The following is a 13,246-nucleotide window of genomic DNA, read 5'->3' as shown; positions in this document are numbered from 1 at the left end:
GCAGAAAAAAAGGCTGCCTGGCGTCATTATCCGGCAGCCTGCTTCAGTATGGGGAGCGGTCGCCATGGTCCGTGTTCAAGAGCTGCTTCGACGAACGGATTTCAGGCCTCCCTGCCAATCGTAAAATAAAATGAACCGGCCAGCCGATCCAGCTCCGCCAGCCGCTCTCTTGCGGCCGCACTCCGATCAGAGAGCCATTGCCCTTGCACTCTCGGCTGCTTTTTATACACCTTCCGAATTTCCGTCCTCATTGCTCCACGATCTTCAGCTTTACAAGGGAGGATCAGATGCGGTTCTTTCACTAATACTCGTACGAAAGATCTCACCGGCTCTAGGGGAGAATTCCCCAGCACCTCGAGCAGCTCCGCATCCGTCATGCGCTCAATGCGCGACCGCAGCTCTGGTTCAGCTTGCGTATGCGTCAGCGCCGCCTGCGACAGCACCTCATCAACCGCTAGAAAGTACGGATCCAAAAACGTGCAGTTGTCGTCAGCCACTGCATGCAGCAGGCTCAGCGCTGTGTCTTCGTCCGCCTCAATCCAGTTTCCATCGAAGCGGATTCGATTCACCAGCTCATAAGCCGGTTCGCGGGTTAGGCCGAGCATATGGGTATCTCTCATAAAGCTGTCGAAATGATCGATACCGAGTCCTTCTGTCCGATGCGTCAGCGGGGTATCGCGGTTCAGCAGATCGATGATCGCTTCGGCTGAAAAACCATGCCTCGTTAATATGGTTGAAATGGGTGCGGAAGCGATGGCTTGTTCCGTTAAATGGTGATGGTTTTTGCCAAGCGCCATTTCGACAGTGTGCGAAAAGGGCAAATGCCCGATATCATGAACGATGGCGGCGGCGTGCAGCTCTTTCCAGCCTGGAAAAAACCGCTTGGTCAACGCCCATACCCCCACCGTATGCTCAAAACGTGAATGCGTCACCGGACTGACAAGCGCCCCGGCTCCATAGTGGTACAGCTGTTTCAGCCTGCGCAGCGGCTCGCTTTGGAAAAGCTCCCTCTCGTAAGGCTCGACTGCCGTTTCCATCCGGTACAAGGGCTCCCAAACCGTATCCGCTGCAAAATGCTGCTCCATTCGTATTTTGGTCATGCCGTCAGCTCCTCTCCGTTGTCAAACGCAACTGACAGCATACCATATCCGATTTTTGTTGGTAAGAGTGAACGGCCTATTTTTTCAAGGAATAATTAGGGTCTGATATACGTATGGACCGCTTTCCAGTTCACGCCGTGCAGCTGCATGGACAGCTGAACAGGCTCATGGAACCCAAAGGTTTGTGAATCGTATCGGTGCAGGGTATACGCCTTTGCATAAAAAAAGCAGTGCAGCACGAGAACTGGCCCCTGCTGGTATGCTGCCGGATCATATTCAAAGTTTAGGGCCATACCGCGATATCGTGGATGAAGCTTGTGATATATTTCGTCGGTCATGTACGGTGAATAATTGGAAGTGTTCTGCATACCTAAACGAAGCACCGTTTTCACGTCGTTTGCAATCCAAAACGCTACCGCAGCGTATAAGACGCAGAAGCTGATCAAACCCGAAAGGATCGCCGTTCGCTTTTTCCGCAAAATAATCCTTCCTCCCTTGATATTTCGCCCCACCTATAGTACTTCTCGTATCAACCGCAGCGTCCCGTTAAATGCCCCTCATGATCATTCATTTGGGAACCCGTCGGAAGCAGCTGGATGCTCAGCCTGTCTCCTTCGTGGAAGCGGCAGGTTAGGGTGAACATCTGAAGGGGATCGAAAACATGGACCGTCACCACGAGCGTCCGTTCATCCGTCCAGACTGCAGCACCATAGGAGGGCCCCCCTAAATCCATAAACGGCTCCGTCCCTTGGACCCACTTCCCCATTCCAAACGCCAATTCCAGGCGAGCACCGTTCCTATGGAAGTAAAGGCCTGTCCGGTCGCCCTCCAATTCGAATTCACACGCATCGTAGCCGTACCGATTAGACTCTAGCGCCCAATGACGTCCACTAAAGTCACTGGAAAACGGTGAATGAGTGCGCCCAGCCGGCTTGAAATGGCTCAGCGCAGCGAAACGCTGCTGCAGCGCCGCTGCTTCCGGATTAGGTGAAAGCGGAGTACCGCCACTTTCCGTAAGTGCCGCATAAATCGTCGACCAGAAGCATTCGATGATACGTGTCTGCCCGTCTTTATATTCGAGTGTATTCGCTGTGGTCACGAAGACCAGCTCCTGATCCGGCAGCACAATGACGAGTTGGCCGCCCATGCCGAAGGCGCAATATCCGTTATGACGGACACGCCAAAACTGATAGCCGTAGCCCAGCTTGCCGTCCAGCATGACACGGGTACCATGGGTGCCGATCCGGTTGCCGGTGCTGCGCTCCACCCAGCCCTCCGGCAAAATCCGCACCCCATTCCAGACACCGTCCTGCAAATACAATTGGCCGAACCGAGCCAGCGCTTCCGTCGTGCAGCGGATCCCGCTGCCGCCCTTGTTAATGCCAAGCGGACAGCTCTCCCACCAAAGCTCTCCCATGGAGAGCGGTTCGAACAATCGGGGTCTCAAATACTCCAGCACAGTCATCCCCGTAACCCTCTGCAAAATCGCACACAATGTGTGAGTTCCCGTCGTATCGTAGGCGAAGCTGGTACCGGGCATTTTCGTAGGGGGCGTGTTTAGGAAGCCATGCACCCAATCCTCTATTTGCGTATTGGTGGATTTCGGATGGACGGTCGCCATGAGCAGCAAATGCTCCACCGTCATCATGGCCGTGTAAGGATGCAGCTCCCCATCGAGCTTTTCTGGGAAAAAGTCCGCCACCCGGTCCGTCAGGTTTAGCAACCCCTCGCCAATGGCGATGCCGATAGCGGCGGAGGTGACGCTTTTGCTCACCGAAAAGATAGGATGTAGGTGGTCTTCCTTGAAGGGAGCATAGTATCCTTCGGCGGCAACTTTACCGCCTCGAAGCAGCATGAAGCTGTGAAGCGGAATGCCTCTCTCCTCCGCCCCCTCCACAAACGCTAACACGGCTTCGGAGGAAATCCCGGCCTGCTCGGGTGTAGTCCGTTCCAAGCGGTTTTGGTTTTGGTTTTGGTTTTGGTTTTGGTTTTGGTTTTGGTTTTGGTTTTGGTTTTGGTTTTGGTTTTGGTTTTGGCTTTGGTTTTGGTTTTGGTTTTGGTTTTGCACTTGGCTCGCCCCCCCCTTCTGATTCTGCTCTTGGCTCGATTCCCGCTCTGATCCGAGTCTTGCTCCTGATTCTGCCCCACATTCTGCACATGGCTCAAGCCCAGCTCCTGANCTGATCCGAGTCTTGCTCCTGATTCTGCCCCACATTCTGCACATGGCTCAAGCCCAGCTCCTGACTCGAATTCTGGCCCCGACTCTGCTCTTGGCTCGAGTCCCGCTCCTGATCCGATTCTTGCTCCTGATTTTGCACATGGCTCAAGCCCAGCTCCTGGCTCGAATTCTGGCCCCGACTCTGCTCTTGGCTCAAGTCCCGCTCATGGTCCGATTCTTGCTCCTGATTCTGCATATGGCTCAAGCCCAGCTCCTGGTCCGAATTCTGGCCCCGACTCTGCTCTTGGCTCGAGTCCCGCTCCTGATCCGATTCTTGCTCCTGATTTTGCACATGGCTCAAGCCCAGCTCCTGGCTCGAATTCTGGCCCCGACTCTGCTCTTGGCTCAAGTCCCGCTCATGGTCCGATTCTTGCTCCTGATTCTGCATATGGCTCAAGCCCAGCTCCTGGTCCGAATTCTGGCCCCGACTCTGCTCTTGGCTCGAGTCCCGCTCCTGATCCGATTCTTGCTCCTGATTCTGCACTTGGTCCGAGTACCGCTCCTGAATCCGACTTCCCGCTTGCGCCATCTGCTCGAACTCTCCTCCCGGTCTCATCTTCGTCCACTTTCTAATGCGAGGTTGCTCAAAACCGCCCTTCTGGCGATCGTAATACAAAAAATTTGTATTATTCGCCTTCAACTAGCTGAAAAAAAGCCTAATAATCACAATTATTGTGATTATTCTTCGCAAAGAGTGCCACCGCAGCACACAAAAGAAAAAACAATACAAATTACTTGTATTGTTTCGCAAAAAATACTAGCCGCCGCCGAAAATAATCACAATTATTTGTATTAATCGCTGTCCCCGAGTGTCTTCACGCCACTTTCAGCCCCATCATCCAAGTTAGCGTCAAAACAACCATCCGTGGATGTTCAAGCGACGTGGCGGCGGTTGGATCGGCGTGTCCGATGTTCAAGCGGCGTGGCGGCGTTTTAATCGGCGTGTCCGATGCTCAAGCGGCGCGTGGCGGCGATTGCATCTGCGTGCCGGATGCTCAAGCGGCGCGTGGCGGCGGTTGCATCTTCGTGGCAGATGTTCAAGCCACGTAGCGGCGGTTGGATCTTCGTGGCAGATGTTCAAGCGGCGTGGCGGCGATTGGATCTGCGTGCCCGATGCTCAAGCACTGCTTACTGGCCCTTCTGCCAGTCAAAGCCCACCGCCTGCAAAAACGCCCGCGCCAACACCATATGCCCTGTCGGATTCGGGTGCACCCGATCCCATGCGATCATCGAAGAATGGCGCTCGCGCAACAGCGGTTCAAACGCACGCTGCGTATCGACAAAAATACACTCCCGCTTCTCAGCGATCCCCCTCACAACATCACCATACTGATCCATCATCGCACGCATCGTATCCTGCGGATTCGGCTCAATATAAAATGGCGTCATCAAAATCATGCCCTTCACCTTCGGAAGCGTCCGTTCCACCAGTTCATCCAAGGTACGCTCGTACTCATCCAAGTACACATGAGATTTTTTCATCGTCGGCTGATCATGCTGCCTCCATACATCGTTCGTGCCGATCATCACCGATACCCAGTCCGGGGAGAGCTCCAGCACATCGGTTTCCCAACGCCCTTTTAGATCCCGCACCGTGTTACCGCTAATGCCCATGTTGGTAACATGGATCGAAAGCTCCGGGTACGCCGAAGTAAGCAGCGCGTCCACCATGGCGACATAACCCTTTCCGACGCCCCCGTGGATACCTTCACCGTAGGGCCTTTTTCGCTCGCAGTCCGTAATCGAATCGCCGATCATGAGCAGCTTATCACGATGGTCAAAAATCATATCTACCCCTCCAGAGCCAGCTATGCTATTTGCCTCACATTGTATCGATTCCCTGCATGGAAGTAAACCCTTTTATTACCACATTGCTGCATAGCAAAAAGAACGTGCCTATGGTCATACCACCATGAAAAAAGCCGCTCGGCAAAAACCAAGCAGCTTTATCATCAACCCTCTATTACACCAAATCGCAAGCCTCGGCCGGCATCCAGTGCGCGTCCTTACCGTCCCACTTCACATTACAGCCGATCGGGTTGGTAAGCGGAGTCGTCACCGGCTTGCCCGCTACAACCTCTTCAAGCACGTTCGCCAAATCGTTAACCGTCATTTTGCTAGTATCCCGAGGCTGATCAACCCCGCGTCCGGTATAAACAAGCTTACGGTTCTCGTCGAACACATAGAAATGCGGAGTGCGCAGCGCACCATAAGCGCGCGCCACATCCTGCGATTCATCGCGCAGGTACACCCACGGGTAATTGTGCTTGTTCATCTCCTCGACCATATGCTCGAAGGAGTCCTCCGCGTACGTATTTACGCTGTTCGAGTTAATGCCCACAAAGCGCACGCCTTGATCCTTGAAGCGATCCGCCGTTTCACGTGTCACTTCATTAGAGCCAATAACATACGGGCAGTGATTGCACGTAAAGAAAACGACCAGTGCCTTCGCGTCCGCGAAATCGTTCAGCGAGTACGTTTTGCCGTCCGTTGCCGGAAGCGAAAAATCCGGTGCCTGGTTGCCTAAAGCTAATGTAAAGGTTGAAGCTGTCATAATCACAACACTCTCCCTGAGTTTTTTTATCTATGTAACCGCCCTAATGTAAGCAGGTTACTGCTTCATCACCTGCTGCAGCCTTCAAGCTTACAGCTTATTGTCGCCCGTGCTTTGGAAAAACTCGATCGATTCGCCGTTCAGCCCTTTGACAAATGCGATCCGTACCGGTGTTTCCGGGTTATTGCCCAGCACAACATCCTTTGTCGGAACCGTTACCTCCGCTCCCGCTGCAACCGCGGATTGCACCGCCTTTTCTACGTCCGTCGTACGGAACGCAATATGGAAAAACGCGCCCTCCGGCCGGATTTCCCCTGTACCGCCTGCAAAAACCTCTAAATAATTGCCGTCGCCGGTATCCAGCAGGACAACACGCTTGTCCCCCTCGCCCCAGCCGAAACGCTCCTTGAACCCGAGCCCTTGCTTGTAAAACGCAACCGTCGCTTCAAAATCATTCGCTCTCAGCGCGACATGATGAAAACCGCCGCCGCCCAATACTTCGTTCGTGCCCAACCTGTCCACTTCCTTTCAAAGGTTCGTTCCACCTTTTTAGTATATCTTTCCTCAGACCCCGGCAAAAGTAGTTACATTGATGTAAGTAAGTTACCTCGGATTGAGAACCTCTAATGGAGATAACCTCAAATTCAGGCCGTCTCAAAGAAACAAGCCCAGCATGAACCGTCTAAAAACTCGTTCCCCGTGTTCCGCTTGTTTTTATAGCACCATAGCCCGCCGCAATCTCATTACGCGCCTCCGCCCGCCGAGCGATCAAACACAATTTCGTCTTTCCGGCAATCCACCGTAAGATCCTCGCCGTCTAAGTACCATACATCATTTTCTTCCATATAAAAGGTCATGCCGTTTTCTTTCACTGTAAGCATCGGGTACCGCGGACTGTCCTTCATCACGCCCAGCGAAAACGGATCATTCCCACCGCCTCCACTATACCTAACATAAATCCGCACCTCATCGCCTTCTTGATAACCCCATTCCTTCAAAAAGCAGGCCACCGCCTGAGGAGTTACTGACATTTTCAACCCGATCGCCTCCATCCCATATTTTTGCTATTCCTCTTTTTATGCTCCTTATAATGACGCTGCAAATATTCAAATAGAAGAAGCGTCAACGATTGAACAATCAAGTACGTTATAAACGAATAGAGCAGCGTCCATCCCTTATAATGAAAGACGTTGAAATAGACACAAACCGCTTCAAATGCAATCCCGAAAAGGGAGCATAGTACGATAAACACCGCGATCGACATCCCGTTTAGCCGAAGTCGGTGATACAAATAAATAAACAAATACCCGGCCGCGGGATAGATGGCCCACGTCAGCATATCCGTCAAATCGAATTTGGGGATTTCGTTGGTGTCGTAAAGATCAAGCGGCTTTACTCCGAGCGTATTGTCCGCCCCTTTTGCCAGAGTTAAGCTGAAAAACATCACTAGAATTGCAATCGTCCTCGGAAACAGCCGGGGCAGCCTTAACACTCCCGCATACGCAATTAGAAGCGAAATCAAGACAAACCAATCATTCTCGTTGAATGTCTGAGGCAGCAGGATCATGACGACAGCCCCTCCCTTCTTAGGAAATGACGAAAGCCAAGGGCGAACAAACAAACAAGAAAGAGCAGAAGAATCGGCTTGGAAATCCATGCGAAAGCGGGCCAATCCGCAGGCACTGCCCATACGCCAACTTGATTAAGAGCAGCATCGACGCCAAGCAGCAGGACCGCCCCTATACCAAAAAGGAACATTTTCCAGAACCATGTATTTACCTTACTCAGCCCTTCCATCGTCCAAATGACGAGCATCGGGGTCAGTATATACATGCACAGCACCCTTAGCCATAACTGGTCAATTCGTTCCGAGGCCGATATCACCTCAAAATTTAACGAAACCAATGTAAAATAAGCGTCATCAATAAAAATGGCCGACATCCAACTAAAGATCAGCTGAAACGGATGGAGCTGCTTCGGTGCCACGAAATAAAATAGAACGAGTACAATAGTAGCTATTAAAAGTACGGAGGCAATCAATAGGAATTCCCCTTCTAGTTTTAACCCTATTCATTTCCTCTACAGCTTTAAAAGATACATCCACGCTTTCACCTTTGATTGATGTATGGCAGCTTATTGACGCTTATTTTTCCACGCTTTTCACAAGCTCAATATACTCTGCTAAAAAGGATTCCCCATTTCGTATAAAACGAGGGTCATAAATCCCGATCCGCTGCTCATCGGCCACAACCACCACAAAAGGCGCCCATTCGTATAAGGTTTTTGCCCTCGGATTTTCCCGAAACAGCCGCTCCAGATCCGCCTGCTCCTGAGAGGTCAGCGTCTCTACCGTCTTAAGCCCCGTCCATGCCGACCCCCGGCTGATCGTCACTTCATTCCCCTGCTTGCCGACCAGCGTAAACATTCCCGGGATAAATTCGGCTGAAAGCTCCGCCTGCTCGTATTTGCCTTCGGCCTGATTTAAAATAACGGCCCCCTGAGCCGTTTGAATGGCGACATGCAGTGCCAAGAGCAGCCCCACGATTCGGTACACCTTATAGGATGGCAGCCTGCTGCGTCCATAGCGGACAAACAAGAAACCCGCAGCCATAATCGCCCAGAACACTAGGTCGACGATCGGGATCGTTCCGAATGTCAATCGAGTCGTCGAAACGGGTTCAAAATACCCCGTTCCCCATGCGTTAAAAATATCGCTCGTATCATGAATAAAGACGGCAAGCAGTGCGATGCTGAACAACGGCATTAAGCTTGGAAGCTTGAAGATGATTTTGGCGGCTTGCGCAAGAAAGGCCGCCCATACCGGCACAAGAAACACCGAATGGGTAATCCCGCGGTGCCACATTTGGTAACGACCCGCGGAGTCCCACCAGGCCGAAATGACGTCGATATCCGGGATTTGCGAGCCGGCCACGGCGGTAAACAGCAGCGCACGCTTCTCCCTTACCGTCATATCCGGCTTTTTAAACGCGCCATATATAGTTAAACCGAACAATGTATGTGTAATTGTATCCAATGAAACTCCTCCAACACCTCAAATTACGTAATGACGGTAAGCTCATATAAATCCCGCGTATCGCAGCGAAGCGTATCGGCGATTGAAATCGCAGTTTTTAGCGGCATTACCCGCTTATTCTCCATGTAATCGGACAGCCTCTCCGGCTTATAATGAAGGGCTTGCGCCAGCTGCTCTTTCGTCATTCCCGCAAGCTGCAGGCGCTCCTCCAGCAAGCATCTCCCGAGATCATATTTCATGACCGCATCCTCCTGACAGTTAGGTTATAGCTCCATTGTAACCAATAGGAAGGGCGATCACACAAAGGTACAGGCCGGGGAGCTTAACGCGCAGAGCACAATCCAATCTGCGTCAGCCCCGTGCTCACAGTTAGCGGCCTGCAGCTTTGCCGCAGCTTGTATACCTATGTCTTGCCTGCTAGACCTTGCTCAATGGCCCGCTTACTTTACTCTACCCTGATCTGCTCAGCTCTGCTCTGCCCTGAAATCAACCGTTAGAGCGGATCTACTTGAACAGCGGCCTGCTTGCCGCTCAGCTGAAGGCCTGTTGCTTTCTTGCCCAGTCCGCATAAATCGGCAACCAATCGTTCCAGCAGTTCTTTCGCCTTCTGCCCCTCCTTGCCCTGCACCTTCACCACCAGCAGGACCGAATCGCCGGAGCGCAGGATCCGTTCCGCCTGTTGTTTTTTCGTATCGTAGTCATGCTCCTCGATATGAGGGGTGAGGCGCAGCTCCTTTACCTTAGGCGCACGTTCCTTTTTCTTCTCCTGCTGCGCCTGCTGCTTGGCCGCACCGGCCCCGATCAGCTTGCAGGGAGGCGGGCTGCTCATCAGCGACGTGCAGACCAAATCCACCTTCAGCTTTTTCGCTAGGGCGAGCGCTTCAGAGGTAGGCACAATGCCCAAATCCTCGCCGTCCAGCCCCGTCAGCTGTACCTCCGAGGCTTTAATTTTCTCATTCATAATCAGCATTGTATATCCACCTGATCTTTCGTTATAATGAAGCCTAATTACGTAAGGACTGCATAGTACAATCAACAACCTACGATACAAAAGGAGCCTGTTTCCCTTGAACTCGAAAGAAACCGAAGACCGCATTATCCAAAGCTACCAGCGCGACGAGCAAATGATGATCCTCGTTTTTGCGCAGTGGTGCATCAATCACGACCTCGATCCTCATGCGCTCTACGCTCTCGCCTATCCGGATCAAGCCGCAAATCCTGCTCTGCAGCAGGCGATCGAGCTGACGGTATCGAAGGACGAAGCCGGCGACATCCCGGACAGCACGCTGCTCGGAGTCTTATCGCTTTTTGGCAACGAAGAGCTTGCCTTCGTCGTGACCGAAGAAATCAACAAGCGGCCGAAGCGCAAGTAAGCTGCGCTATGCCGATCTGCGATTATAAAACCGAACGAAGCCGGGAGCAGCTGCCGTCAACGAAGCCGCCCTTGCTTTCGTTGTTCGGCCGCGTCATGCCCGCTTCCTCCACTTCAAAATAGCGGACACAAGCAGAACGGCAAACAGCGCCCCGGCCGAATCGATCCCGACATCGACGATCGACGGCCCACGGTCCGGCACAAGGCTCTGGTGAAATTCATCGCTTGCGCCGTATAACGTGGCGAAGCCCCATGCCCAAAGCACGGCCCGCTTGCTCTGCCGGCGCAGCGCCATGTACACCAGCACCGCCAGCAGGCCGAACGCCGTGGCGTGCGCACATTTGCGGACGATCAAATTGATCGTGTCCGCAATCGGCGCCGGCAAGCCTGCCAGCAGCTGAATTACAGAATGCGTGTTGTCCCCGGTAAACGCCGGAGACGCCGTAAAATAAAAGATGACCCCGCACCATACGATCACGGCGGCCCACCAGCCATTAAATCTCATGTATGAAATCCCTCGCTTTGTAAGGAATTTTACCGCAAGGGACTGCATTTGTAAAAAATTCTGGGACACAGCTTACTTAACGCTGGATTCATGATTCGTGCTAACAAATCAAGCAATCCATATCATTAATGTTCATTTATTCCCGTTCAAACAAGAAAAGCCGCCGGGATTGGGGCGCAATCTGCAAAGGAGGAGGAGCGATGCAACAATGCTTCGCCTCTCTCCTGCAGATCCGCCGCCCGATCCCGGCGGCTTTCTCTATTATTGCGGACGCTCGAGCTCGAAGAGCTCGCCTAGCTTCCCGTAGCTGCTGCCGGCTAAGCGGCTCACCGGCCGGAGCCGGTGCGGGTCGATGCGTCCATCGACGCATATCTCTTCCGCGACGTGGAAGCAGACGACCCGCCCGATCAGCAGATCGCAGGCCGGCTGCGCCGCCGCTCCTCCGAGCGGGAATGCGTGCTCGAGCACGCATTCCATGCGGATACGCGCCTCGGCGACACCCGGCACGCGGACCACATTGCTCGGCACCGCCGTCAGCCCGGCGGCGGCCACCTCGCTTTCGTCCGGCCCGAAGTTCGCGGCCGTCCGATTCGCCAGCTCCACATTGGCTTCGTCCGTCACATGCACGACGAACTCGCCAATCTGCATCGCGTTGCGCGCCGTATCCTTCGGCTCGCTTCCGCGCCGCTGCACCGCCACCGAGACCATCGGCGGCTTCGCGGACACAATGCTAAAATAGCTAAACGGCGCAGCGTTAAGAACGCCTTCCGCCGTCAGCGTCGTAACCAGCGCCACAGGGCGCGGAATTACGCTGGATATGAGCAGCTGGTAATTTTCCCGCTCGCTCTGACTTTCCGGATCGATTCGCAGCATGACTCGCCTGCCACCTTCCTTATCCTCTAATCTGCTGACGGTACCATTCCGCAGCAGCCGCAACCTCCGTACCGGTCAACTGATGACCGGCATGCTCCCAGTGTATGTGCACGGAAGCTCCCGCATTCTGCAGCAGGTCTGCCAGCTCTTCGGTCTCCTGCGGGGAGCAGATCGGGTCGTTCCGGCCCGCACCGATAAACACCGGCAGACCGGTCATATCCGGCAGCTGAAGCCCGCGGCGCGGAACCATCGGATGATGCAGGATCGCCGCACGCAGCGCGTTCGGATAATGGAACAGCAAGCTTCCCGCGATGTTCGCTCCATTCGAATAGCCGACGGCAACAACATTCGCCCGGTCGAAGCCGTATTCCGCCGATGCCTGCGTTAGAAAATCATTCAGCTCGCCGGTGCGGAACACGAGATCCTGCTCATCAAACACACCTTCCGCCAGCCGCCGGAAAAATCGCGGCATGCCGTTTTCCAGCACATTTCCCCGCACGCTGAGAATCGATGCCGCCGGATCGATCCGCTCGGCCAGCGGCAGCAAATCCCGCTCCGTGCCTCCCGTGCCGTGGAACAATGCCAGCGTTATACCGCCTTGATCGGCACCCTGCTGAAATAGATGCTTCATTGCTTATCCGCCTCCAATACTCTGACCTCAATCGGCGCCAAGCCCTGCTGAATTTTGTCTCGATGAGGCTCATACCAATCCGGCAGCATCAGCTTTTCGCCCAGCGTCTCAAACGGCTCATCCCGCGTGAAGCCCGGCGGATCCGTCGCGATTTCAAATAAAATTCCGCCTTCCTCGCGGAAATAAATCGCATTAAAATACTGCCGGTCGACAACCGGTGTCGGCTGAAATCCAGCCTGCTGCACCCGCTCGCGCCACAGCAGGTGGTCTTCGTCGTCCTTTGCCCTCCACGCGATATGGTGGACGGTTCCCGCTCCGCCGTTGCCCCAGCCCATCGGGGCTGCGTTGATATCGATGACATTGCCAAGGTCACCTGCCGCGTGGAAACGGATCAGCCCGTTTTCCTCCGCAACCTTCTCCATACCCATCACATGCTGAAGCACATGCGCCGTCTTCTCGGGTGCCGTCGTATACAGCAGTGCTCCGCCAAAGCCTTTAATCGCTTTATCAGCCGGCACGCCGCCAAAAGACCACTTGCTCGGTTCACCCTGCTCCCGCTCCACGATTTCCAGCAGCAGCCCGTCGTAATCCTCAAACTGTAAATACGTCTCACCAAATCGGGTCGCTCGCTTAGCCGGAACCTGAAGCTTGGCAAGCCGTTCTTCCCAGAAGGTCAGCGTTCCTGGCGGAACCGCGTAAGAAGTGTAACCGACTTGACCTCCGCCGACGCGGCCCTTCCTTCCCTGCTCCCACGGAAAAAACGTAATCGCTGTCCCTGGGCTCCCCACCTCGTTGCCAAAATACAAATGATACACTTCCGGCGCATCGAAATTAATCGTCTTTTTCACAAGACGCAATCCGAGAATACCCGCATAAAAATCTACGTTACGCTGCGGGCCGCCGACAAAAGCTGTAATATGATGAATGCCCGCCGTTCGTTGGGCCGCCTTCTCTGTCAT

General features: G+C 53.7%; 17 protein-coding genes. 1 reads left to right on the top strand and 16 read right to left on the bottom strand.

Features of this window, described 5'->3' with window-relative positions:
* Positions 1-101: 101 nt before the first annotated feature.
* The 12 genes from GQS10_RS18200 to infC form a co-directional block, all read right to left on the bottom strand.
* Positions 102-1,100 (bottom strand): HD domain-containing protein, encoded by a 999-nt coding sequence (locus GQS10_RS18200; RefSeq protein WP_166244871.1) that lies wholly within the window; start codon positions 1,098-1,100, stop codon positions 102-104.
* A 95-nt stretch (positions 1,101-1,195) separates the two neighbouring features.
* Entirely contained in the window at positions 1,196-1,579 is a 384-nt protein-coding gene (locus GQS10_RS18195; protein WP_166244869.1) for a hypothetical protein, read from the bottom strand.
* A 50-nt stretch (positions 1,580-1,629) separates the two neighbouring features.
* Positions 1,630-3,168: a serine hydrolase domain-containing protein gene (locus GQS10_RS18190; RefSeq protein ID WP_341805094.1), complete on the bottom strand. Its 1,539-nt coding sequence runs from the start codon at positions 3,166-3,168 to the stop codon at positions 1,630-1,632.
* A 1,278-nt stretch (positions 3,169-4,446) separates the two neighbouring features.
* A complete protein-coding gene (locus GQS10_RS18180) occupies positions 4,447-5,106 on the bottom strand; it encodes an SGNH/GDSL hydrolase family protein (RefSeq protein ID WP_166244865.1) in 660 nt (219 codons plus the stop codon).
* Positions 5,107-5,281: 175 nt separating this feature from the next.
* Complete coding sequence (locus GQS10_RS18175) at positions 5,282-5,872, bottom strand: thioredoxin family protein (RefSeq protein ID WP_166244863.1); 591 nt, start codon at positions 5,870-5,872, stop codon at positions 5,282-5,284.
* 90 nt (positions 5,873-5,962) lie between these two features.
* Positions 5,963-6,385 carry a VOC family protein gene (locus GQS10_RS18170; protein WP_166244860.1) on the bottom strand — a complete coding sequence of 141 codons (423 nt, stop codon included), beginning with the start codon at positions 6,383-6,385 and terminating at the stop codon, positions 5,963-5,965.
* Positions 6,386-6,615: 230 nt separating this feature from the next.
* Positions 6,616-6,903, bottom strand: coding sequence for a HesB/YadR/YfhF family protein (locus tag GQS10_RS18165; protein ID WP_341805098.1), 288 nt, complete (start codon positions 6,901-6,903; stop codon positions 6,616-6,618).
* 2 nt (positions 6,904-6,905) lie between these two features.
* Positions 6,906-7,439 (bottom strand): hypothetical protein, encoded by a 534-nt coding sequence (locus GQS10_RS18160; protein WP_166244856.1) that lies wholly within the window; start codon positions 7,437-7,439, stop codon positions 6,906-6,908.
* Positions 7,436-7,858: a hypothetical protein gene (locus GQS10_RS18155; protein ID WP_166244854.1), complete on the bottom strand. Its 423-nt coding sequence runs from the start codon at positions 7,856-7,858 to the stop codon at positions 7,436-7,438. Before GQS10_RS18155 ends, GQS10_RS18160 begins: the two co-directional genes overlap by 4 nt.
* Positions 7,859-8,015: 157 nt before the next feature.
* Complete coding sequence (locus tag GQS10_RS18150) at positions 8,016-8,906, bottom strand: metal-dependent hydrolase (protein ID WP_166244852.1); 891 nt, start codon at positions 8,904-8,906, stop codon at positions 8,016-8,018.
* Positions 8,907-8,929: 23 nt separating this feature from the next.
* Entirely contained in the window at positions 8,930-9,145 is a 216-nt protein-coding gene (locus GQS10_RS18145) for a helix-turn-helix domain-containing protein (RefSeq protein ID WP_166244850.1), read from the bottom strand.
* 254 nt (positions 9,146-9,399) lie between these two features.
* Complete coding sequence (gene infC / locus GQS10_RS18140) at positions 9,400-9,876, bottom strand: translation initiation factor IF-3 (RefSeq protein WP_166244848.1); 477 nt, start codon at positions 9,874-9,876, stop codon at positions 9,400-9,402.
* Positions 9,877-9,973: 97 nt separating this feature from the next.
* On the opposite strand from infC, the gene GQS10_RS18135 reads away from it, so the two are divergent.
* Entirely contained in the window at positions 9,974-10,279 is a 306-nt protein-coding gene (locus GQS10_RS18135; protein WP_166244846.1) for a hypothetical protein, read from the top strand.
* A gap of 93 nt (positions 10,280-10,372) precedes the next feature.
* Here the strand turns inward: GQS10_RS18135 and GQS10_RS18130 are convergent, their stop codons facing one another.
* The 4 genes from GQS10_RS18130 to GQS10_RS18115 all read right to left on the bottom strand — a co-directional run bounded on the left by GQS10_RS18130 (position 10,373) and on the right by GQS10_RS18115 (position 13,246).
* Complete coding sequence (locus GQS10_RS18130; protein ID WP_166244844.1) at positions 10,373-10,783, bottom strand: VanZ family protein; 411 nt, start codon at positions 10,781-10,783, stop codon at positions 10,373-10,375.
* Positions 10,784-11,044: 261 nt separating this feature from the next.
* Positions 11,045-11,656 (bottom strand): flavin reductase family protein, encoded by a 612-nt coding sequence (locus tag GQS10_RS18125; RefSeq protein ID WP_166244842.1) that lies wholly within the window; start codon positions 11,654-11,656, stop codon positions 11,045-11,047.
* A gap of 19 nt (positions 11,657-11,675) precedes the next feature.
* Positions 11,676-12,287 carry an alpha/beta hydrolase gene (locus tag GQS10_RS18120; RefSeq protein WP_166244840.1) on the bottom strand — a complete coding sequence of 204 codons (612 nt, stop codon included), beginning with the start codon at positions 12,285-12,287 and terminating at the stop codon, positions 11,676-11,678.
* Positions 12,284-13,246 (bottom strand): ring-cleaving dioxygenase, encoded by a 963-nt coding sequence (locus tag GQS10_RS18115; protein WP_166244838.1) that lies wholly within the window; start codon positions 13,244-13,246, stop codon positions 12,284-12,286. Before GQS10_RS18115 ends, GQS10_RS18120 begins: the two co-directional genes overlap by 4 nt.

Origin of the sequence: Paenibacillus turpanensis, assembly GCF_011421635.1 — a bacterium.
Lineage (GTDB): Bacteria > Bacillota > Bacilli > Paenibacillales > YIM-B00363 > Paenibacillus_AK > Paenibacillus_AK turpanensis.
The sequence above is the reverse complement of the archived record's forward strand: the minus strand, read 5'-3'. Positions and strand labels throughout refer to the sequence as shown.

Excerpts from the sequence above, each read along its gene's own strand:
- GQS10_RS18175 (WP_166244863.1), bottom strand. The coding sequence starts at position 5,872 with ATGACAGCTTCAACCTTTACATTAGCTTTAGGCAACCAGGCACCGGAT.
- GQS10_RS18130 (WP_166244844.1), bottom strand. The coding sequence starts at position 10,783 with ATGAGATTTAATGGCTGGTGGGCCGCCGTGATCGTATGGTGCGGGGTC.
- GQS10_RS18115 (WP_166244838.1), bottom strand. The coding sequence starts at position 13,246 with ATGACAGAGAAGGCGGCCCAACGAACGGCGGGCATTCATCATATTACA.
- infC (WP_166244848.1), bottom strand. The coding sequence starts at position 9,876 with ATGCTGATTATGAATGAGAAAATTAAAGCCTCGGAGGTACAGCTGACG.
- GQS10_RS18145 (WP_166244850.1), bottom strand. The coding sequence starts at position 9,145 with ATGAAATATGATCTCGGGAGATGCTTGCTGGAGGAGCGCCTGCAGCTT.
- GQS10_RS18200 (WP_166244871.1), bottom strand. The coding sequence starts at position 1,100 with ATGACCAAAATACGAATGGAGCAGCATTTTGCAGCGGATACGGTTTGG.
- GQS10_RS18180 (WP_166244865.1), bottom strand. The coding sequence starts at position 5,106 with ATGATTTTTGACCATCGTGATAAGCTGCTCATGATCGGCGATTCGATT.
- GQS10_RS18165 (WP_341805098.1), bottom strand. The coding sequence starts at position 6,903 with ATGTCAGTAACTCCTCAGGCGGTGGCCTGCTTTTTGAAGGAATGGGGT.
- GQS10_RS18160 (WP_166244856.1), bottom strand. The coding sequence starts at position 7,439 with ATGATCCTGCTGCCTCAGACATTCAACGAGAATGATTGGTTTGTCTTG.
- GQS10_RS18125 (WP_166244842.1), bottom strand. The coding sequence starts at position 11,656 with ATGCTGCGAATCGATCCGGAAAGTCAGAGCGAGCGGGAAAATTACCAG.
- GQS10_RS18120 (WP_166244840.1), bottom strand. The coding sequence starts at position 12,287 with ATGAAGCATCTATTTCAGCAGGGTGCCGATCAAGGCGGTATAACGCTG.